Origin of the sequence: Bacillus sp. NMCN1, from assembly GCF_002998085.1 — a bacterium.
Taxonomy (GTDB): Bacteria; Bacillota; Bacilli; order Bacillales; family Bacillaceae; genus Bacillus.
In genome coordinates this window covers 547,489-567,790 of the sequence record NZ_PVQL01000001.1, presented here as the reverse complement: position 1 = coordinate 567,790, position 20,302 = coordinate 547,489, and the positions used below count along the sequence as shown (strand labels likewise).

The following is a 20,302-nucleotide window of genomic DNA, read 5'->3' as shown; positions in this document are numbered from 1 at the left end:
TAGGGTTCTCCAAAAGAAGCAGCGGCACTTTCGTGCATTCTGCTCATTTTAGAACCCTTGTCAGCCTCACTGGACTTCTTTTAAAAGGTTTTCTGTATTCGATTCATTTGACTCGTCATCCTCCGCTTTTTGCTGCGGCAGGATCAGGTTTAACAGGACGCCCGTAATGGCAGCAAGTGCCATTCCAGATAGTGTGAGATTGATTTGTTTCACCTCAATGAATGCCCCGCCAATTCCAATGACTAAGATGACTGATGCAATAATCAGATTACGCTTTTCTTCAAAATTCACTTTATGATCAATCAGGATTCTCAGACCGCTTGAGGCAATGATCCCAAAGAGCAGGAACGAAACGCCTCCCATGACTGCGGACGGCACTGTACTGATTAATGCTGAAATTTTTCCGACAAAGCCGAAGCAGATCGCAAATACTGCTGCTCCGCCGATGACGAAGATACTGAACACTCTTGTGATAGCAAGGACGCCAATGTTCTCTCCATAAGTTGTTGTTGGGGGTCCGCCAATGAGTGAAGCGAAAATCGTCGCTGCACTGTCTCCTAAAATGGAGCGGTGAAGACCAGGTTTTTTAATAAAATCTTGCCCTACAACTTTACTTAACACCACTTGGTGGCCGATGTGCTCAGACATTGTCACAAAGGCAACCGGCACCATCACTGTGAGAATGCTTAAAGTCACAGCAGGTGTGTAATTGGCAAATGGTACGACGAAGTCTGGTACAGCAAACCATTTTGCATCAATGACCGGCTGAAAGTTCACAATGCCTTGTGTTAAGGCAAAGAGATAGCCGCTGATAATGCCGATTAATACTGGAATTAAGCTTAGGAAACCTCTTAGGAAAATCATGCTGATAATCGTGACAGCCAGTGTGAAACCCGCGACCGTTAAGTGCTTAAGGCTGTATACAAGCTCGGTTGCATTCGGATCAACATACATCGCCATGTTAACAGCTGTTCCAGCGAGTCCGAGCCCGATGACCATAATGACTGGTCCTACGACGACTGGCGGCAGAAGCTTCATCAGCCAGCCTGTGCCGAGCCATTTAATAAATAGTGCAATGAGTGCATACGCGACACCCGCCATGAAGGCACCAACCATTGCGGCTCCAGGGCCGCCTGTTGCTTTGACATTCAGTATGGGGGCGATAAAGGCAAAAGACGATCCAAGATACGCCGGAATTTGGCCTCTTGTGATGATTAAGTAAACAATGGTTCCAACACCACTTGAGATGAGCGCGACGGCTGGACTCATATCGATGATTTTTGGTACTAGAATGGTCGCACCAAACATGGCAAACAAATGCTGAAGGCTAAGTGACAGCCATGTAAATGGTTTTGGGATATCTCGAATGCCTAAATTGGCTTTTTGCTGACTCATGATTTTTCCTCCTAGATGTGTCCTTCTTCATTAAAAAAGCCTCTTTGCGAGTATGCGCAAAGAGGCCTAGAAAAACCGTACACGTCATGTTAACCGTGCTCAGTGTCTCTGTTATTGCCCTCTTTGCAAACTCTCTGGAATGCATTTAAAAAGGTTATTTTTCATATATAGCGACAAGGTCGTTTTGATCTACTTCATTCAGTTGAACCATCACTGTCTCTGCTTTTGATGTCGGAATGTTTTTCCCGATATAATCCGCTCGAATCGGCAGCTCTCGGTGTCCCCGGTCGACGAGAACAGCAAGCTGAATGGAAGATGGTCTTCCTACATCCACTAGGGCATCCATGGCCGCTCTGACGGTTCTGCCTGTAAATAGGACATCATCAACGACGATTAGTGTTTTGTCATTAATGTCAGCTGGTATGTCTGCACCCTTCACAAGCGGGTCTTGGTTGTCTGTCTTTTTTGTCAGGTCATCACGGTATAGCGTAATATCAAGTTCACCCACTATGACTGGATTTCCTTCAATTTGCTCGATGCGCTCTGCAAGGCGCTTTGCAAGATGAATGCCTCTTGTCTTGATCCCCGCAAGGATGACATCTTTCATCCCTTTGTTGCGCTCAATCATTTCATGTGCAATTCGGGTCAGCGCTCGTCTGATCGCTTGTTCATCAAGAATGACTGCTTTTTGTTCCATCTTTTACACCTCTTTTTGACAAATAAAAAGCCCCTTCTGCAAAGGGCAGAGAGGGGCGTTCATTTATGCATACTCGTGCACAAATTGATCCGTTATCCTTCTCAGCCTCTCTGGACTGTTTTAAAGAATCTTCATTTCTTCGTTCATTATTTCAAAAAAAGAACGGCCTGTCAATCGTTATTTCTTAATGAATCGATAAAAGCTTGCATATCGGCAGGAACTGGTGCTGTGAATTCGATATATTCGCCAGTTCTTGGATGATCAAATCCTAAAACACCTGCATGCAGCAGCTGACCATTGAAATCGACTGTCTTTCTCGGTCCATATTTCGGATCTCCTGCAAGCGGATAGCCGATATATTTCATATGAACACGAATCTGGTGTGTTCTTCCTGTTTCAAGTCGGCACTCCACCACCGTGAAATCCTCAAAGCGTTCAATCACATCAAAGTGAGTGACGGCCTGTTTTGAACTTTCTTTTGTTACTGTCATGCTTTGGCGGTCTTTTTTGTCTCTGCCAATTGGGGCATCAATTGTACCTGTATCATGCTGGATAATGCCATGAACAACGGCTGTATATTTTCTTGTGACAGTCTTAGCCACAAGTTGATTGACGAGTGATTCATGCGCCATATCGTTTTTTGCGACCATTAACAGCCCAGATGTATCTTTATCAATTCGGTGGACAATACCAGGACGCATCACTCCATTAATCCCTGATAAATCTGTGCAATGGGCCATTAGACCATTTACTAGTGTTCCTGACACATGACCTGGCGCTGGATGAACGACCATTCCTCGTGGTTTATTCACGACTAGCACATCTGCATCTTCATAATAAATATCAAGATCCATTGCTTCCACTTCTACATCTAGTGCTTCTGGTTCTGGAATCTCGACTTTAATCTGATCTCCAGCTTGTACTTTGTAATTGGCTTTCACTTGCTTCCCATTTACTTCGATCAGCCCATCTTTTACCCACTGCTGGACCTGGGTTCTTGACCATTCTGGTTCTGTCGTGCTTAGAAATTTATCAAGCCGTTCACTTGTTTGTTCTTCTGAAACGGCAATATTTACTTGATTCATGTAGTTGACTCCTTCGTTTTCTTTCCATCTAACAGCATTTGAATGAAGAGCAGAATAACCCCTACACATAGAGAAGAATCTGCAATATTAAAGATTGGGTAGTGATAATTCCCAAAGACGAAATGAGCAAAATCTACCACTTCCTGACGGAAAACGCGGTCGATAAAGTTCCCAATCGCTCCGCCAAGCATTAAGGCCAGCGCAACTCCAAGCAGCTTGTCCTTTTGTCCATGCTTTTGCAAATAATAAACAATTCCCGCAATAACAACGAGTGTGATCACATAGAAAAACCACATTTGTCCTTGAAGAATTCCCCATGCCGCGCCTGAATTTCGGTGTGAGGTGATATAAAAGAAGCCATCAATCACGGGATAAGAATCTCCGAGCATCATATTTTTGACAATGAGCCATTTTGTTAATTGATCTAAACAAATCATTACGAATGCGATTATGTAATAGAACACACACGTTCCTCCACTTTCATACTTTGATCTTTAAGCATTTTATCAAGAAAACAGGGAGGAGTAAAGAAACTTTAGTTGACAGACAAAAACCTCCCTACATATGGAAGGCTTCAAAATGAGAATCATCTGATTCATGAGGATAAGGAGTGAATGCTTTTTTCTCGTATTGCTTATGATATAAAAAGTCGTCAACCGTGCGGGCGGTAGGAAGAATACTCATTTGTTCAAGCGGAATGATATCACCTGTTGCCTCACATATACCATAGGTTCCTTGCTCCATTTTTGCAATAGCGAGAGACACATCTTGAAGTTCTTCTTTGATGTGATAAAGAAGCGTGGCCGTTTGGACCTCGTTCATTGAGACATGCTCAGCGGATGAACGAAATGATGCGTATTCAAACAGTTTAGCTTGAAGCTCTTCTTTCATTTGAAGGAGTTCCGTGTAAATCGTTTCTAGATCGCCATTCATGTCGCTGTTTCAACTCCTGCCCTGTCGTGATAATCATATTGTTGCCCGGGCTGCTCACTTTAAAGCCATAAGATTTTTCCTTTCGTTCTAAACGCTGTCATTTTCGCAAAAAAGAAAACACCCCGCATATGGCGGGGCGCTAGTTGGTGATCTCACACTGTTAATTCTGGTAATATTTTTCCACAATTTCAGCATTTTTCAGTGACAATGTTGGATATTTTGGATTTGCCCCAACATCTTTTGAAATAATGCGGGAACGTTCGCACAGTTCTCCTTCTGCTTTTTGAACCACAATCCGTCCTGACGTGTATTCAGACGCTGGTGTATCAGCATTTTGCTCATCTTCTACCGTTAATTCAGAGATGATAAAGAGCTGCTTCACATCTTCTTTAATGGATGCAAGAAGGTTTTTCACTTCTTCTGTCGCATAAAGGGTTACATTTGCTTCAAGTGAACGTCCGATGACTTTTTCATTACGCGCAATTTCGAGCGCTTTTAGCACATCGTCACGCACTTCCATAAAGCGGTCAAACTTCGCTTCTGTCGCTTCTGCTTGAGGAACAGCCATACCTTCTGGCATATCTGTTAACTGAACACTTGGCTCTTCAACAAAGCTTAAGTGGCTCCATAATTCATCTGCTGTATGAGGAAGAATTGGTGCAGTCAGCTTCACTAATGCCATTAATGTTTCGTAGAAGACCGTTTGCATGCTGCGGCGGTCTGGATGATCTGCATGCTCAATGTACACGACATCCTTTGCAAAATCGAGATAGAAAGAGCTGAGCTCAATCGTACAGAAATTGTGAATCGCATGATAGACAACCGCAAATTCGTAATCATCATAGGCCTTTTTCACTTTATCAATCAATTTGTTTAATTTGATCAAGATATATTGATCCACTTCGCGAAGCTCTTCTACCGGCACCGCATTGACAGCTGGGTTAAAGTCAAATAGGTTTCCATGCAGGAATCGGAACGTGTTACGGATTTTACGATAGACCTCTGCTACTTGTTTTAAGATATCATCAGACACCGGGTGATCGGCTTGATAGTTGACAGAAGATACCCAAAGTCTAAGAATTTCAGCACCTAGTTGTTTAGCTACTTTGGCAGGTTCAATGGTATTTCCTAAGGATTTACTCATTTTACGTCCTTCTTTATCCAAAGTCATTCCATGGCTAACCACTCCTTTGTAAGGTGCTTTTCCTGTGATAGCTACAGAAGTAGATAAAGATGAGTTGAACCATCCACGATATTGGTCGGAGCCTTCAAGATAAAGGTCTGCCGGACGGACAAGGTCCTCTCTTTCTTCTAAAACGGCTTGGTGAGAAGAACCAGAATCAAACCATACATCCATGATGTCCTGCTCTTTTGTGAATTCACCGTTCGGGCTGTCTGGATGTGTAAAGCCTTCTGGCAAGAGCTCTTTCGCTTCTTTTTCAAACCAAATATTCGAGCCATGTTCTCTAAATAATTGAGAGACATGCTGAATCGTTTCATCTGTGATGATCGGCTCACCATTTTCGGCATAAAAGACCGGAATTGGAACGCCCCATACACGCTGTCTTGAAATGCACCAGTCACCTCTGTCACGCACCATATTGAACAGGCGTGTCTCGCCCCATGCTGGCACCCATTTCGTTTCTTTAATATTGTCTAATAGCGCTTCTCTAAAGTCTTTAATCGATGCAAACCACTGAGCTGTCGCACGATAAATGGTTGGTTTTTTCGTTCTCCAGTCATGCGGATAGGAGTGCGTGATAAAGTCGAGCTTTTTCAGTGCGCCTTTTGCTTCAAGCTGTTCTGTGATCGCTTTATTGGCATCCTCGTAGAATAATCCTTCAAAACCAGGCGCTTCTTCTGTCATGACACCTTTTTCATCTACTGGACATAGCACATCAAGACCGTATTTCATACTGACATTAAAGTCATCTTCCCCGTGACCTGGTGCTGTGTGAACACAGCCTGTTCCTGCATCCGTTGTCACGTGGTCACCAAGCATGACAAGAGAGTCTCTACCGTAGATCGGATGCTCTGCAACGATGGTATCTAATTCTTTTCCTTTTAATGTTTTCACGACTTCATACTCTTCAAAGCCAAGCGTTTTTGCCACTTGTTCAACTAGCTCAGATGCGACAACATATCGCTGAGCACCCACTTGAAGAACGCTGTACTCTAGGTTTGGATGAACACAAATCCCAAGGTTTGCAGGAAGTGTCCAAGGTGTTGTTGTCCAGATGATGAATTGTTCGCCGTTTTCAAGTACGCCTTTGCCATCTTTCACTTTAAATGAAACGTAAATGGATGGTGAACGTTTGTCTTTATATTCAATTTCCGCTTCAGCAAGAGCTGACTCACTTGAAGGAGACCAGTTAACAGGCTTTAGTCCTTTGTAAATATAGCCTCTCTTCGCCATTTCACCAAAGACAAGAATTTGCTGCGCTTCGTACTCAGGCTTTAAGGTCACATACGGATTGTCCCAGTCTGCTCTTACGCCTAATCGCTTAAACTGATTGCGCTGACCATCGATTTGCTTCCAAGCATACTCTTCACATAGTTTGCGGAATTCAGCTGTCGACATTTCTTTACGTTTGACTTTTTTATTTTTAGTAAGAGCCGTTTCAATTGGTAAGCCGTGTGTATCCCAGCCCGGTACGTACGGTGCGTGGAACCCATTCATTGATTTAAAACGGACAATAAAATCTTTTAGGATTTTATTGAGTGCGTGCCCCATATGAATGTCACCATTCGCATATGGAGGTCCATCATGCAAAATAAAGGTCGGGCGTCCTTTTGTACGCTCTAAAACCATTCGATAAATGTCTTTTTCTGCCCACTCCTCTTGGATTTCAGGCTCTTTGTTCGGCAAGTTCCCTCTCATTGGGAATTCTGTTTTCGGCATTAATAAGGTGTCTTTGTAGTTCATACCCATTCCTCCATATGCAAATTCTGATTAAAAAACAATAGAAAAAGCCCTCTCATCCCATAAGGGACGAGAAGGCTTGTCTCGCGGTACCACCCTTTTAGACAAGCGCTATTTAACCAGCCGCTTATCCACTCTAAAATCGTAACGTGATCAGACGCCTTTTCTTACTCATTCATTTCAGAAAAGGAACTAAAGGGGTGATCTCATTGCAACGTCTCGTAATGTCAGGCTTCCACCATCCCTGATTCGCTTTATTACGCATATGACAACTGCGAGTGTCCCTTTCAAACGTTTATCTCTTGTTAATTTATGATGGTATTATATGCAACATGTGTACGTCATGTCAAGGTGATGCGCTTATTCTTTTTCGTCAAAGACAGCGTCAACTTCATATTCCAGTAAATGATCCCAATCGTCATTTTTTAGAAGATCAAGCTGAGCTTCGATGAGCATTTGGAAGCGAGTTCTAAAGACCTTCGACTGTTTCTTCAGCTCTTCGATTTCCATCGCAATCTTTCTTGATTTTGATAGCGCTTCGTTAATAATACGATCTGCATTTTTCTCTGCTTCACGAATAATCAATTTCGCTTCTTTATCAGAATGACGTTTGACGTCTTCTGCTGCTTCCTGCGCCACAAGAATTGATTTGTTTAATGTCTCTTCAATTGTCGCAAAATGACCAAGTCTTTCGTCAAGTTCGTTTACTTTTTCTTCAAGTTCGTTCTTTTTGCGAAGCACGATTTCGTAATCTTTACGTACTTGGCTTAAAAACTCGTTTACTTCATCTTCGTCATATCCGCGAAAGCTTTTTGTGAACGTTTTATTATGAATATCATTAGGTGTTAATGGCAACCTCGCCACCTCCAGATTCAAGTTCGTTATGTCAGAAGCTCAAATGTTACTTTAAATTTATCTTTTTTGGTCTTCCCATCAATCGTTTTGAGGCTAAAGCGGCCAAATCCCCTGACAGAGAGCTGATCGCCTTCGCCAATTGTAAAGGAAGGGTCCTCAGTGACTTTCCAGTTAACTTTGACAAGCCCATTTTTGACCAAAAGCTGTGCCTTTTGCCGAGACTGACGGCTGATTGCAGCACATACCGCATCAAGCCGCAGTGAAGAAATTGTATCTTCTTTGATGTCAGTCTTGCTCATAACCGGCTTTAAATCTGCTTGCGTGATTTCCTCTAATGAAACGGAGGCTCTGCCGACATGCGTCAGCTGCGCTCGAACAAAATCGGCGACATCACTCGTACAAATAAACTGCACATCTTCCTCTGAAAATAACAAATCTCCAAACTTTTGACGCTTCAAGCCTGTCCCAATCAGTGAACCAAGGAGCTTCGGGTGTTCTAACGAAATAAACTTTTTCGCATAGTTCACCTGAAAATATGACAGCTCAGCATCCTGAGTAGCCGGTTCTAAATATTCAGGATAAATGAGCGCTCTTTTACGCTCCGCTCCTTCATACCCGCCAAAAAACATGATCCCAAGTTCATCAGCATGCTGGATGACGGACTGGGTAATAAACTGCTCACGCGGATCAAGAAAGTCTGTTAATTTCATTCGATACTGGTCGAGTGTGATTTTTTTCCAGCCTAACACTTGGTCAACAAATGGCTGTTCGTCTTTTCTAAAATGTTGATAAATATCGCTCATTTTGTTCCCCTCTTATGTAAAAGAGCCTGGCAGCGCCAAGCCCGGCAGCCTGTCTACATGAAGCGTACAATCATATTGTAAAGACCAGTTAGTCCATATGATGAGGCAAAACGAATCACAAGCAATGCCACAATTGGCGAGATGTCAATCATGCCAATTGGCGGAATAATTTTACGAAATGGTTCTAAATACGGTTCGCAAATATTTGTCAGAAAGCGACCAATTGATGTTTCTCTTGCAGATGGCACCCATGACATAAAGATGTAAATAATAATCGCGAATGAGTAAATCGTTAATACCGTTCCTAAAATATTAAAAATGAAATTTAGAATCACTATGATTTACCACCTCTGAGGTTCTTCCTCTGTCAAAAGTTCTGATATTGTGCCAGATACATCCACATTATCAGGTGTGCAGAGGAATATATTCGAGCCAATACGCTGGATGTCTCCACCGATTGCATAAACAGTTCCGCTTAAGAAGTCGATGATTCGCTTTGCTTGATCGTGCTGAATGCGCTGCAAATTCACGACGACTGCACGTCTGTTTTTAATATGGTCTGCAATCTCCTGCGCTTCTGCATATACACGCGGCTCACTTAACACCACTTTAGAGGATTTCTGCACGCTTTGCAAGCTAACGACATTTTGTTTTCCTGTCTGCGGACGCTCTTGAAATGCCGCTTTGTCCTTCGTTCCTTTTTCTTCTTGGACTGGTTCTCTTTCTTCATCAATATATTCGTACTCATACTCTTCATCGTCGAGAGTGAAAAAGCTTTTAAACTTATTTTTTATGCTCATGTCACGCACCTCCTGTTTCATTTCCAACAAGTGAAGAGCCAATCCGAACGAATGTCGCACCTTCTTCAATTGCGATTTCAAAATCATTTGACATGCCCATCGATAAATGCTGACAAGGTGCATTTACTTGGTTAAGATGTTTTACTTCTTCTTGAAGTTTTTTTAATGTTTTAAAGCAGTTTCGTATCACAGTGTGATCATCTGTAAATGGAGCCATCGTCATCAGTCCCGCAATTTCAATGTGTTTGAAATCAGCGAGCTGCTTCACAAATGGAATCACGTCTTCACTTTGTAAGCCATGTTTTGACTCCTCCAGCGATGTGTTCACCTGTACAAAACAGCGAACTGTGTGATCCGCTCTTTTTTCAATTTCATTCGCAAGAGACATCCTGTCGAGCGAATGTAAGTAGTCAATTGTCTGAATGACAGATTTCACTTTTCGTGTTTGTAAACTGCCGATGAAGTGCCAGCTAATGCTTTCATCGGTTATGGCCGCTTGTTTTTCAAGTAACCCTTGGTCACGATTTTCTCCAAAGTGCAAAATTCCTGCTTCCTTGGCTTCTTGTGCTCGCTTAATCGAGACATATTTTGTGACAGCGACGACTGATACATCCGCTGGGTTCCGGCCGGCTCTTTTACATGCTTCGTTTATTTGTTCATTTATTTGTCTGAGATTCTCTCGTACATCCAATTGCTCTTATGCCTCCTTAAACCCGACAAAAGACATCATACGTCCTGTTTTCCCTTGATCACGCCGGTGTGAGAAGAATAGCTGATCATTGCAGCTTGTGCACATCGAACTGACATGTATGTTTTCTTCTTTTATTCCTGCATGAAGCAATACATTTTTGTTTAATGTTTTTAAGTCTAATTTATATTGTCCTGGTGAAATCTCGGAATTCACATTCTCTGTGGAAAAGGGAAGCTGTTTCACTTGATTCAAGACCACATCATCGACTATGTAGCAGCAGCTGCCAATGGATGGTCCAATGACGACTTGTATTTGATCGGTCTTGGCACCTTCTTGGTTGACCCATAGATCTACCATCTTTGCACCAATTTGCTTGACGGTTCCTTTCCATCCGGCATGGGCTGTTCCGATGAGTCCATGTTGCGGAGCTAGAAAATAAAGCGGAACACAATCGGCGAAACAAAGAGCGAGCATCATGTTCGGTTCAGACGTATATAAGCCGTCTGTTCCAGGCAGTGCCTCATGATAATGAAGACTTCCTCTTCCTCTTTGCTCCTTGGTGACTTTCTTGATGCGGTCCTCGTGTGTTTGGTCTGCAAACACCCAATCAGAGAGCGGCACAGCAGTAGCATCTGCTATGACTTGACGATTCATTTGGACACTAGAAGCATCATCTCCTACATGGAGTCCAGTGTTCAATGATTGATATGGAGAAAGGCTGAAGCCGCTATTTTTTGTCGTAAATCCGGCCAATACCTCTTTACCAGAACATGTCATGTTCGTCCAATCATGAATGGTCATTGCATAAGGTGATTTCTGCTGAAAGGGGTCATATTTGTGTGTCAAAGCTGCCCTCCCACCTTTCATTCATCTCTCTTTATTTCGCTCCTATTTTACCACAAGACATGCAAAGACAGTTAGTAGGATTCATTAAATATTACACTCAAATGTGCCCTTTCTACAGGTTTTTTTTCAAATTGATATGAAAACGTAATCTTTTTACCCGAAAAAGACATTGTTTGCTGAGAATGGAGAGCTTATGTTAAGGATAATGGAATGATTCATTGAGGAGTTATACGAATTTTAAGAAGACAATCGGACAAGTATCACATCTTCGCCAATTTTTACTATATTTCGCCACGGCACAATCATTTCCTCTTCTTTCCCGAAAAATCCCATCATTTTACCTGTGCCGCCGATAATGATCGCTTGTATTTTACCGCTCGTGACATTAATATCAATGTCCCCAATGGTGCCTAGTTTTTTCCCGCTCGACACATCGACGACATCCTTGATTTGGAATTCAGAAATACTGATCATCTGTCCTTCCCCGCCTTTCGTTTTCTACTATAATATGTATGATGGAAAAGCAGGGACGCAGACCAATAGTTTCTTTTATCTACAATTTACTTAAGTGAGGACGGCCATTTCTCCACATCACATCTACCGGACATTCAAAGAAGGAAGAAAGCAAGTCGCTTGTCATCATCTCTTTTGTCTCTCCTTGATCAAAAACAATCCCATTTTTTAATAATAAGGTGTGCTGAAAAACAGGCAAAATCTCTTCTGCATGATGGGTCGTGTAAAGCAAAGTGGGCGCATCAGGCTTTGAAGCAATGAATGAGATGGTCTCCAGCACCTGTTCTCTTGCTAGAAAATCAAGACCCGTCACAGGCTCATCTAAAATTAGGAGCTTGGGATCATTCATTAAAGCCCTCGCAATCAGGACTTTTTGCTTTTCTCCTTGTGAGAGAGTTTCATATGTCCGGTTCACATATTTGAATGAACCAAATGCTTTTAATAGATCAATGGCTTTCTCTCTTATCTCATCTGTCGGGGTTTCATAAAGCCCAATCGAAGCAAATGCTCCGCTGAGAACAATTTCAAATGCATTGTCGTCCCTGTGCAGTTTCTTTTCAAGTCCCGCAGAAATGAGGCCAATTTTCTTCCTGAGCTTTTCGCCAAGAGCCTCCTTGCCAAAGACATGTCCGAGAACGGTCATCTCACCCGATGTAGGGAAATAATATGAGCAGAGCATATTTAATAAAGCGGTTTTCCCCGCACCATTTAAACCGTAAAGCACCCAATGCTCCTCTTTGTTCACCTGCCAGTCAACAGACTGAAGCAGCCATTTTCCATTTCGTTTTAAAGAAACATTCTTCAATTCAAGTGACACCATCATTTCCCCCTGAGTAAAAATTCTGAATAAACAAATAATGAATGTTTAAAGCATATCGCAATTGTTCTTTCTGGTAAACCTGACATAAAAAAAGCTGCTCCTTTTACGGAACAGCTTTTCTGCATAGCTACGAAATTTCAATTCGCACGCCTTCTTTTATATCAGGAAACGTGTGCGGGGATGCAAAGACAGCTCCCGGTAATACATCATCAAACGGCTCTTGGAAGTAGATCGAAATATGGCCGAGCTCTTTAAAGTTGTCATTTGCTTTATTGCCAAGGGCTGTGATCGTGTACGTTTGATCGCCCACTTGAATGGTACCACCCAGCTTCAGCGGCTCTTCTTCTAAATGTTCGAACTCATGAATGACGGACATATCTCTTAATTCCTGCGGCGCTGCGGGTCCAAATAAAACAATCAGCTTATCTTCTTTAAATTGCGGGACTAAGATCCCAATTTCTTTTACGACAGATTGTGTTACCATGTATCTCGATTCCTCCTTTAATACGTTTAATACATACCGAAGCTGGCAACGTATGCGATCACAACAGATAGAACCCCTGTAATAAGGCGGCTATACAAAACAGCTGGTACCCCATATTGTACCGTTTCCGGCTTCGCTTCACCAAGTGACAGCCCAACTGGAATGAAATCACACCCTACTTGACCGTTGATCGCAAATAGTGCAGGGAGTGCAAATTGAGGCGGGATATTCCCTAGTGCAATTTGACTACCAATGAGAACACCGATGACTTGTGCAATGACTGCTCCAGGTCCTAAGACAGGCGATAGGAACGGCAATGTACAGACCACGACGAGCAGTAACAGTCCCCATATAGATCCTGCCAATGGTGATAGAAAATGGGCAATCAAGTCACCGATTTTTGTATAATTGATAATTCCAATTAACATACTGACAAATGCCATGAATGGAATAATGTTTTTCAAAAGCATATCAACGGAATCACGGCCGGCCTGGTAGAACGTACCGGTGACTTTTCCGATTCCTCTTGAGAATCTCATGAGGAAATTACCTTTTTCCTGACGCTCGATATTTTCCTGTTTCAGTTTTGAATAGGTTTCTTTGAAATTCTCCTTGTCAATCGGCTCACTGTTTTCCTGACCTTCTACTTTCGCCTCACCATCAGATGCTTCCGCAAAGGAAATATCTTTTTCTGTGACGCCTGATACGAAGATATCCTCTGTAATATGTTTTGCAAGCGGTCCAGAAGGAGAGGATGCCAAAACGTCTACAGTTGGAATGCGCTTCATTGGATAAAGTCCAATTCGCGCAGTTCCTCCGCAGTCAATGACAACACACATCATTTCATCTTCTGGTATCGAGTTTTTAAAGCCGTCACATGCTTCTGTCCCTGTCATTTCTGCAATTTTACGTGCAACTGGGTGTATGCCTCCCCCTGTAATGGAAACAACCTTTCTTCTTTTACCAGTTGGTTCAAGCTCCAAGCCTTTTCCCCATCCGCCAGCGCCTTTTGCAACAAATACTTTGTGGTTTGTCATGTCTAACCCTCCCCTATTGTGAATTCGCTTTCATTTTTCCTGCTAAGTACTTTGTAATCCATTCAGTGATGATGCCTCGAAGTAAAATGACGACGATCCCGACTAAGAAGTAACGAACAGCAAGCTCTGACATTGAATATCCTGCTTCTTTAATCCCGTTCGCAATCCCTAAGTAGACAAACAGTTCTCCTGCGTTGGCATACGGGAACAGTGATGTCACCGGATGAACAAATGAAACAGCTGAATCATAGAATGCTGGTTTTTGTTTTTCGGGTAAGAAGCGGCCAAACGTATAAGCCATTGGGTTTGTCAAAATAAGAACGGATAAGATCGGCATTAACGTATAGCGCAAAATGGTATATTTCGCTGCAAACTGAATCGCTCTATTCACTCGCTCTTCTCCTATAAACTTCATGACAGCATAAGTGAAAGTAAGTAACACAACAAGCGTTGGAACGATGCCTGTAACAAGACCCATGAACTGCTTTCCGCCGGCTTCAAACATTCCGATAAAGTGCTCTCCAAACCATTGAATCCATTCCATGTTTCATCTCCCCTTTCTTTAGTTCACATTTGTTATATTTTTTTTCGAAATCGAGACAAGTGCCTGTTCAGCCGCCATGGAAAGTGCGTGCATGACAGCTGGCCCCTTTTTGCGTTTTTTCAACGTCTGCTTCATCATATGGTGCTCGTCTAGCACAGCACCTACATGCTTTCCTTCATATGAAGGGACTTCTTTAAATTTAGATAAGATCGACACGCCGCCAAGCACATGGCATTTTTGAATGATATACGATTCATCTACAATGATGAGCGCAATGGCTCCAGGGCCCACTTTGCGCCGCTCCATTCCCGAAAACAAGTGATAGCCCTGCTTCCCTCTGTAATCATCAATAAGTGAATCCATGCTCTTGCGGTAGTACTTGATTTGAATAAAAGATAACCCATACTGCACAATGAGAACGATACAAAGTACGATAGCTAATTTTTCCACAGCTTCACGTCCTTATGATTGAAATAAATGATCTTGTAATGAACGCAGCTTCCAGACCGTTGTGTTTGAATCAAGTTCAACATCATCATGCGTCAGGAATTGTCCTAGTTTGATGTCTTTTTTCGCTACGACTTTTCCGCTGATTAAGCCAATTGGAATGTGGCCGTTCGTTTTCATGTCTTGGTGTGTTTCAAGTACACCTCTTACGGAGTATCCGCCAATTCCGTCAAGTGATTCCCCTGCTTTAATATCTCTTTTCGCAACAGCTACAGTTTCTGATACTGGTACACCAATTGGGTGAATGGATGAATCATGCTGTAAGACCGCTTTTGCGATCGTAACAGGTGTTTCAAGACTCGCTAAGTGGAAAGGACGGTAAAGTGTGTAGTGCGGGCCTTTTCCAACTTTTAAGTAGCGCAGCTCTTCATCAACTGGCTCAAGTTCACTCTTCACGATGACAAATACACCTGGTGCAAGTCCATTGACATATTCAACGACTCCGAAGTTATCGAGCACGCCGCCTTGCTGTTTTTGATTCAATTTATCTGCTACATTTTCTAAATTCGCTTCGACTCCGTGCATACCCACTTTATCTGGCAGTAGCCCTGTCGCATTGCTTAATAAGTTCATTTCCGCCATTGTTTTTGTTCCGTCCTGGAATGCAGCCAGCATATGTGCACTCATATGTTTACTATCAGCTTCTGCTTTACACGTATCTGGATTTGCTTCTGGGAAGAACGGGTTATTCTTTCCTTTACCAGCAACGAGCACTTCAAGACCCATTGTTTTCGCAAATTCATATAATTCCAGTGTTGCTGCTGGTTCGTCTCCTGCTGATCCTGAGTAAACAAGTCCTGCATTTGTGAATAACTTATGCATCACCAAACCGATGGTAATATCCACTTCTACATTTAAAAGAACGAGATGTTTTTTCGAATTAAGCGCTTCCAAAGAAATGTTTGCTCCGACCTCTGGGACACCTGTTGCATCTACGACAACTTCCACGAAATCTGATTGAATCACTTCTCTGTAGTCATTTGTGACAACCATTTGATGCGGCTTTGCATGCTGCTTGTAAAAATTTGCTGCCTTCTCTGCTGCACTAAGGTGAATATCACAAACACCAGCAACAATCATGCCTGGAATTTTAGAAATTTGTGAAATGAGTCCAAAGCCCATTTGGCCTGCTCCAATAATCCCTACTTTGATCGGATCTCCACTGCGTTCTCGAGCTAACAACTGTTGATAGATTGACATCTAAATCATCCTTTCAGGTTTTCTTGCTTCTCAATAGATTGCTAGAAATATAATCTGAAACTTTTAACAAATGTTATAAAAATTAACAAAAACCTGCTTCTTGTAACATTTGTTATTTTATTTATCATTTGTTATGAACTTAGTTTATATGATGTGTCAACTTTGTGTCAAGCTAAAATCGATAAAATTTTCAATCTTTTTGAGTCTAAAGACTCAAAAAAACTACCTAATATCATTAGGTAGTTACTTTAATAAGGCATCTCCTGTTCGTTCATCGGTAATTAATACATGAATTAATCCACCTTCTAATGCCGCTCGGATCGCTTCAATTTTCTCTTCGCCACCAGCGACACCTATGACAAGCGGAATTTCTTTCAGCTTTTGCGGGCTTATCCCCATCACCCGATCGTTCCATGGGTGGGGATATACTTCCCCTTGATGATCAATAAAGTTATAACAAATGTCACCTGCTACATCCTTCGCTTGGAGGATGTCCTCTTCGCCGCTTGTCATATAAGATTTCACCATCGTTGAATGCTGCGGAACACCGCCAATTCCGACAACTGCGATATTTGATGATTCTCCTAGTTCAATCACTTTTTTGATCGACGGCTGTCTAATCAATACTTCCTTCGCTTCTTTCGTATCAAGCATGACGGGTACATGTAAAAACTCACATTTCGATTTGAGTGCCTCTGTGCATCTCGCAATAATATAGTTGGCGTGGATATCGACGTCTTCATTTCCAACACCTCCGACAAGCGGAACAAATGTCACGGATGGATAGTGCTGAACAGACGTAAGCGCTTTTGCCATTTCATGCAGCGTTGTCCCTGAGGAAAAGCCGATAACTTGTCCATCCTTCATCACTTTTAATAAAAAACCCGCCGCCGCCGCACCGATTCGGCTTTTGGTTGTGTCTTTGCTGAGCGTTTCCACACAGACGACTTCTCGTAGCCCATATTTGCGCTCTATTTTTCTTTCTAACGATCCATACTGTTGATTGACTTCATCATGAATAATGATTTCCACGATCCCTGCTTCACGTGCTTTTGCCAAATATTTCGATATGAGCGAACGGCTAACCCCAACCGCTTCTGCAATGTTAGATTGGGTGGCGCCTTCTTCATAATACATATGCGCAACCTTAATGAGCAGCCTTCTTTCATCATGGAATGTCATAATAACCCTTCTTTCCGCATAAGTGTTCCCTAACAAATGCTATCTAAAATAACATTTGTTAAAAACAGATTAAATGAAAAAAATAACCGAGTCAATACTAGAGGCGTGTTCTCTCACAGAATGAAAAAAGCCGCACATGAAGCGGCGGCTTTAAAAGATGTTTTTATTCATTTGTTTGATGGCTGCTTTTTCAAGCCTTGAGACTTGTGCCTGAGAAATCCCAATCTCTTCAGCGACTTCCATTTGCGTTTTGCCCTGGAAGAAGCGTTTGCGAAGAATCATCTTTTCTCGGTCATTTAATCTGCGCATGCCCTCTTTTAAGGCCAATTCTTCTACCCATTGTGTGTCTTTGTTCCGTTCATCACTAATTTGATCCATCACATAAATCGGATCTCCTCCGTCATTATAGATCGGTTCAAACAAAGAAACAGGATCTTGAATCGCATCTAGGGCAAAGACAATTTCCTCATGAGGCACTTCCAGCACTTTTGCAATGTCTTCTGCTGTTGGCTCCTTGCTTGTCTCACTAATCAGCCTCTCACGGACCTGAAGTGCCTTATAGGCAATATCTCTTAGTGAGCGAGACACCCGAATCGGGTTGTTATCACGCAAGTATCGACGGATTTCTCCTATGATCATAGGAACCGCATAAGTTGAAAATCTAACATTGTGGCTTAAATCAAAATTATCAATTGATTTCATTAATCCGATACAGCCTACTTGGAAGAGGTCATCGACATATTCGCCTCTGTTGTTAAAACGCTGAATCACACTTAAAACCAATCGTAAATTGCCATTGACTAGCTTTTCTCTTGCTGTATCGTCACCCTCATCTTGCAGCTGTCTGAACAATTTTCTCATCTCATCGTTTTTCAGAACAGGCAGTTTGGAGGTGTCGACTCCGCAGATTTCCACTTTATTTCTGGACACTTTTTTCCCTCCCTACAGGAGCTGTTGTACAAAGTTCAGTATCTCCTTGGGATGGAAAAATATGCACGAGCGATGACGAGAATCATGAGAAAAGTGGTTCATTCCTTTGACAGCGCAGGGACAGAGTTTTTTAAAAAATTTTTTTAGACCATTTTATTAAATTCTTTTTGTAATCGTTTAATGATTCTTTTTTCAAGCCTCGAAATATACGACTGGGAAATCCCGAGCATGTCAGCGACATCTTTTTGGGTTTTTTCCTCACCACCGACCAAGCCAAATCTCAGTTCCATGATCTGCTTTTCGCGGTCATTTAATTGTTCCAGTGCTTTTTTGAGTAATTTTTTATCTACATTTGCTTCAATATCCCGCGTGATGATATCATCATCTGTTCCAAGTACGTCTGATAAAAGCAGTTCATTACCGTCCCAATCAATGTTGAGCGGTTCATCAAACGAGACTTCTGAACGGATTTTATTATTTCGCCGCAAGTACATCAAAATCTCATTTTCAATACATCTTGAAGCATATGTTGCGAGTTTGATCTTTTTTTCTGGGTTAAATGTATTGACTGCTTTGATCAGGCCAATGGTTCCGATACTAATTAAATCCTCAATATTAATACCTGTGTTTTCAAATTTCCTTGCGATATAAACCACTAAACGCAAATTTCTTTCGATCAGAATCGCCCTTGCGGTTTGATCACCCTTTGGTAATTTGACAAGCAGTTCCTGCTCTTCATCCTTTGATAATGGAGGCGGCAGCGCTTCACTTCCACCAATATAATAAATTTCATCGCTCTTTAGACCTAGTTTCATGAGGAGTTTATACCAGTAGTAAGTGAGTTTAAATTTTAATTTTTTCATCTTCTTCTCCCTTCTAAATGTCAAGTTGACCTCGTAAGATAAAAGACATCACCAAAAAACTACGACACCCCCTGGATGATTTTCCCTTCTAACATATCTGGATGAATGATGGATTGAAATTCCTGATCTGCTGATAAACCGCTCAGACTCATCCCTACAAAACACTTAGCTGGCTGAATCATATGCGTCTTTGAATAAATGAAGACTGTATCTGGTTTTAGGCATAGTAGAAAGCCGTGATCATGACCGACCGCTCGATATGGAACAAGTCTTAATCGATCAAGAAGGGGAAATTGATCATCGATCTTTTGCATCACTTCAACAGGATGAGACTGTTTCATGAGCTCTATAAATGGCTCTCCGCAAATGGCCGTTAGCCGATCGGCCTGCACGATCATGACAGGTGTTTTTGTCATAGGATCATACAGCTGGTTACCAGAATCGACGAGTCCCTTTAAACGGATGGTCTCTCCGTGAATGTGTATTTCCACAAGCACTTGTTCATCATACTGTCTTTTTTTCGAACCAACCTCTCCTAATCTTTTCTTTGAAAAGAGCCAAATCGCAGGAAAGCCGGTTAAAACAAAAAGCCAGCTAATCGGATCACCAAAGCCATCATTTTGTGAAATCAGCAAGCCATTTTGAATCACTGTATTGGTTTGCAAAAACGAATGAACCCCGATCATGCCTCCTCCCATCAAAAATGTTACAAAGTAAAAAGCAAACAGGTTTTGAAAAAAGGAACGAAATCTTTGAAAACCAAAGGTTGCAAGAACGATGAAGACAGAAAAAAGTAGTTTGCCAAAAGGGTGTGACACAACCATTGCAAATGGTGTAAAGAGCAAGAGAACAATGCTCGATCCAATGAGAGCTCCTAACATATATCGCCTTTTTTTTACTTGTCGTTTGAGAATAAATGCAGTGAGTAAGAGAAGCAATAGATCAAAACAAAAGTTTAACAACCAGATCACATCTAAATAAATAACCACCCTCTGCTCCTTTCATCTAAAACAAAGAATCAAAAGCAGTACTTGCACTTGTTTGTACCAGTATAAAACAGTCAAGAGATGAAAGTCTGTCAATTCTTGTTGGGGATGATAGAGAACTTTTGGTGGATTATTATTGTTTTTGTCGAGTAATGAGAGCGCGAAGCAAGAGAGTGTTCGTCGGGACAAGCCTTCAAACAATTTTTCC

The 20,302-nt window shown here is 42.0% G+C and carries 23 protein-coding genes and 1 other annotated feature; all 23 genes read right to left on the bottom strand.

The genetic code is table 11. From position 1 onward, the window contains the following. Positions 1-66 precede the first annotated feature (66 nt). The gene (locus tag C6W21_RS03040; protein ID WP_106049263.1) at positions 67-1,395 is read right to left on the bottom strand and encodes a solute carrier family 23 protein; all 1,329 of its coding nucleotides are present in this window, start codon (positions 1,393-1,395) and stop codon (positions 67-69) included. Between the two features lie 154 nt (positions 1,396-1,549). After that, positions 1,550-2,092, bottom strand: a complete 543-nt coding sequence (gene pyrR / locus C6W21_RS03035) for a bifunctional pyr operon transcriptional regulator/uracil phosphoribosyltransferase PyrR (RefSeq protein WP_012009892.1) — start codon at positions 2,090-2,092, stop codon at positions 1,550-1,552. A 170-nt stretch (positions 2,093-2,262) separates the two neighbouring features. Further along, complete coding sequence (locus C6W21_RS03030) at positions 2,263-3,177, bottom strand: RluA family pseudouridine synthase (protein ID WP_106049262.1); 915 nt, start codon at positions 3,175-3,177, stop codon at positions 2,263-2,265. After that, entirely contained in the window at positions 3,174-3,641 is a 468-nt protein-coding gene (gene lspA, locus C6W21_RS03025; protein WP_012009890.1) for a signal peptidase II, read from the bottom strand. The genes C6W21_RS03030 and lspA overlap by 4 nt, the downstream gene beginning before the upstream one ends. Positions 3,642-3,735: 94 nt before the next feature. Then, positions 3,736-4,110 carry a TraR/DksA family transcriptional regulator gene (locus tag C6W21_RS03020; protein ID WP_106049261.1) on the bottom strand — a complete coding sequence of 125 codons (375 nt, stop codon included), beginning with the start codon at positions 4,108-4,110 and terminating at the stop codon, positions 3,736-3,738. 160 nt (positions 4,111-4,270) lie between these two features. Continuing rightward, on the bottom strand, positions 4,271-7,036 hold the full coding sequence (gene ileS / locus C6W21_RS03015) for an isoleucine--tRNA ligase (protein WP_106049260.1): 2,766 nt from the start codon (positions 7,034-7,036) through the stop codon (positions 4,271-4,273). Positions 7,037-7,095: 59 nt separating this feature from the next. Next, positions 7,096-7,334: a binding site (T-box leader), on the bottom strand. A 59-nt stretch (positions 7,335-7,393) separates the two neighbouring features. Further along, positions 7,394-7,888, bottom strand: a complete 495-nt coding sequence (locus C6W21_RS03010; RefSeq protein WP_003211323.1) for a DivIVA domain-containing protein — start codon at positions 7,886-7,888, stop codon at positions 7,394-7,396. 26 nt (positions 7,889-7,914) lie between these two features. After that, entirely contained in the window at positions 7,915-8,691 is a 777-nt protein-coding gene (locus C6W21_RS03005) for a YlmH family RNA-binding protein (RefSeq protein ID WP_106049259.1), read from the bottom strand. 53 nt (positions 8,692-8,744) lie between these two features. Further along, entirely contained in the window at positions 8,745-9,026 is a 282-nt protein-coding gene (locus tag C6W21_RS03000) for a YggT family protein (protein WP_060596198.1), read from the bottom strand. A 6-nt stretch (positions 9,027-9,032) separates the two neighbouring features. Further along, positions 9,033-9,491 (bottom strand): cell division protein SepF, encoded by a 459-nt coding sequence (gene sepF / locus C6W21_RS02995; RefSeq protein ID WP_003212271.1) that lies wholly within the window; start codon positions 9,489-9,491, stop codon positions 9,033-9,035. 1 nt (position 9,492) lies between these two features. Then, positions 9,493-10,182 (bottom strand): YggS family pyridoxal phosphate-dependent enzyme, encoded by a 690-nt coding sequence (locus C6W21_RS02990; protein WP_106049258.1) that lies wholly within the window; start codon positions 10,180-10,182, stop codon positions 9,493-9,495. Between the two features lie 6 nt (positions 10,183-10,188). Then, the gene (gene pgeF / locus C6W21_RS02985; RefSeq protein WP_106050195.1) at positions 10,189-11,028 is read right to left on the bottom strand and encodes a peptidoglycan editing factor PgeF; all 840 of its coding nucleotides are present in this window, start codon (positions 11,026-11,028) and stop codon (positions 10,189-10,191) included. 237 nt (positions 11,029-11,265) lie between these two features. Beyond that, positions 11,266-11,502, bottom strand: coding sequence for a YlmC/YmxH family sporulation protein (locus C6W21_RS02980; protein ID WP_008344958.1), 237 nt, complete (start codon positions 11,500-11,502; stop codon positions 11,266-11,268). A gap of 79 nt (positions 11,503-11,581) precedes the next feature. After that, entirely contained in the window at positions 11,582-12,358 is a 777-nt protein-coding gene (locus C6W21_RS02975) for an ABC transporter ATP-binding protein (RefSeq protein WP_189318137.1), read from the bottom strand. A 130-nt stretch (positions 12,359-12,488) separates the two neighbouring features. After that, positions 12,489-12,845, bottom strand: coding sequence for a PTS glucitol/sorbitol transporter subunit IIA (locus C6W21_RS02970; protein ID WP_007499733.1), 357 nt, complete (start codon positions 12,843-12,845; stop codon positions 12,489-12,491). A gap of 26 nt (positions 12,846-12,871) precedes the next feature. Next, the gene (gene srlE / locus C6W21_RS02965; RefSeq protein WP_106049256.1) at positions 12,872-13,882 is read right to left on the bottom strand and encodes a PTS glucitol/sorbitol transporter subunit IIB; all 1,011 of its coding nucleotides are present in this window, start codon (positions 13,880-13,882) and stop codon (positions 12,872-12,874) included. Between the two features lie 13 nt (positions 13,883-13,895). Then, complete coding sequence (gene srlA / locus C6W21_RS02960; RefSeq protein WP_003210918.1) at positions 13,896-14,426, bottom strand: PTS glucitol/sorbitol transporter subunit IIC; 531 nt, start codon at positions 14,424-14,426, stop codon at positions 13,896-13,898. Between the two features lie 18 nt (positions 14,427-14,444). Then, positions 14,445-14,876 (bottom strand): transcriptional regulator GutM, encoded by a 432-nt coding sequence (locus C6W21_RS02955; protein ID WP_106049255.1) that lies wholly within the window; start codon positions 14,874-14,876, stop codon positions 14,445-14,447. A gap of 12 nt (positions 14,877-14,888) precedes the next feature. Next, positions 14,889-16,133, bottom strand: coding sequence for an NAD(P)H-dependent oxidoreductase (locus C6W21_RS02950; protein WP_106049254.1), 1,245 nt, complete (start codon positions 16,131-16,133; stop codon positions 14,889-14,891). A gap of 243 nt (positions 16,134-16,376) precedes the next feature. Further along, positions 16,377-17,315 (bottom strand): sugar-binding transcriptional regulator, encoded by a 939-nt coding sequence (locus C6W21_RS02945; RefSeq protein WP_106049253.1) that lies wholly within the window; start codon positions 17,313-17,315, stop codon positions 16,377-16,379. A gap of 150 nt (positions 17,316-17,465) precedes the next feature. After that, complete coding sequence (gene sigG / locus C6W21_RS02940; protein ID WP_003211879.1) at positions 17,466-18,245, bottom strand: RNA polymerase sporulation sigma factor SigG; 780 nt, start codon at positions 18,243-18,245, stop codon at positions 17,466-17,468. A gap of 143 nt (positions 18,246-18,388) precedes the next feature. Beyond that, positions 18,389-19,108, bottom strand: coding sequence for an RNA polymerase sporulation sigma factor SigE (sigE, locus tag C6W21_RS02935; protein WP_007499746.1), 720 nt, complete (start codon positions 19,106-19,108; stop codon positions 18,389-18,391). 59 nt (positions 19,109-19,167) lie between these two features. After that, a complete protein-coding gene (spoIIGA, locus tag C6W21_RS02930; RefSeq protein WP_106049252.1) occupies positions 19,168-20,097 on the bottom strand; it encodes a sigma-E processing peptidase SpoIIGA in 930 nt (309 codons plus the stop codon). Positions 20,098-20,302 lie beyond the last annotated feature (205 nt).

Coding starts and splice junctions, on each gene's coding strand:
- C6W21_RS03040 (WP_106049263.1), bottom strand. CDS start 1,395: ATGAGTCAGCAAAAAGCCAATTTAGGCATTCGAGATATCCCAAAACCA.
- pyrR (WP_012009892.1), bottom strand. CDS start 2,092: ATGGAACAAAAAGCAGTCATTCTTGATGAACAAGCGATCAGACGAGCG.
- C6W21_RS03030 (WP_106049262.1), bottom strand. CDS start 3,177: ATGAATCAAGTAAATATTGCCGTTTCAGAAGAACAAACAAGTGAACGG.
- C6W21_RS03020 (WP_106049261.1), bottom strand. CDS start 4,110: ATGAATGGCGATCTAGAAACGATTTACACGGAACTCCTTCAAATGAAA.
- ileS (WP_106049260.1), bottom strand. CDS start 7,036: ATGAACTACAAAGACACCTTATTAATGCCGAAAACAGAATTCCCAATG.
- C6W21_RS03005 (WP_106049259.1), bottom strand. CDS start 8,691: ATGAGCGATATTTATCAACATTTTAGAAAAGACGAACAGCCATTTGTT.
- sepF (WP_003212271.1), bottom strand. CDS start 9,491: ATGAGCATAAAAAATAAGTTTAAAAGCTTTTTCACTCTCGACGATGAA.
- C6W21_RS02980 (WP_008344958.1), bottom strand. CDS start 11,502: ATGATCAGTATTTCTGAATTCCAAATCAAGGATGTCGTCGATGTGTCG.
- C6W21_RS02970 (WP_007499733.1), bottom strand. CDS start 12,845: ATGGTAACACAATCTGTCGTAAAAGAAATTGGGATCTTAGTCCCGCAA.
- srlE (WP_106049256.1), bottom strand. CDS start 13,882: ATGACAAACCACAAAGTATTTGTTGCAAAAGGCGCTGGCGGATGGGGA.
- srlA (WP_003210918.1), bottom strand. CDS start 14,426: ATGGAATGGATTCAATGGTTTGGAGAGCACTTTATCGGAATGTTTGAA.
- C6W21_RS02950 (WP_106049254.1), bottom strand. CDS start 16,133: ATGTCAATCTATCAACAGTTGTTAGCTCGAGAACGCAGTGGAGATCCG.
- C6W21_RS02945 (WP_106049253.1), bottom strand. CDS start 17,315: ATGACATTCCATGATGAAAGAAGGCTGCTCATTAAGGTTGCGCATATG.
- sigE (WP_007499746.1), bottom strand. CDS start 19,108: ATGAAAAAATTAAAATTTAAACTCACTTACTACTGGTATAAACTCCTC.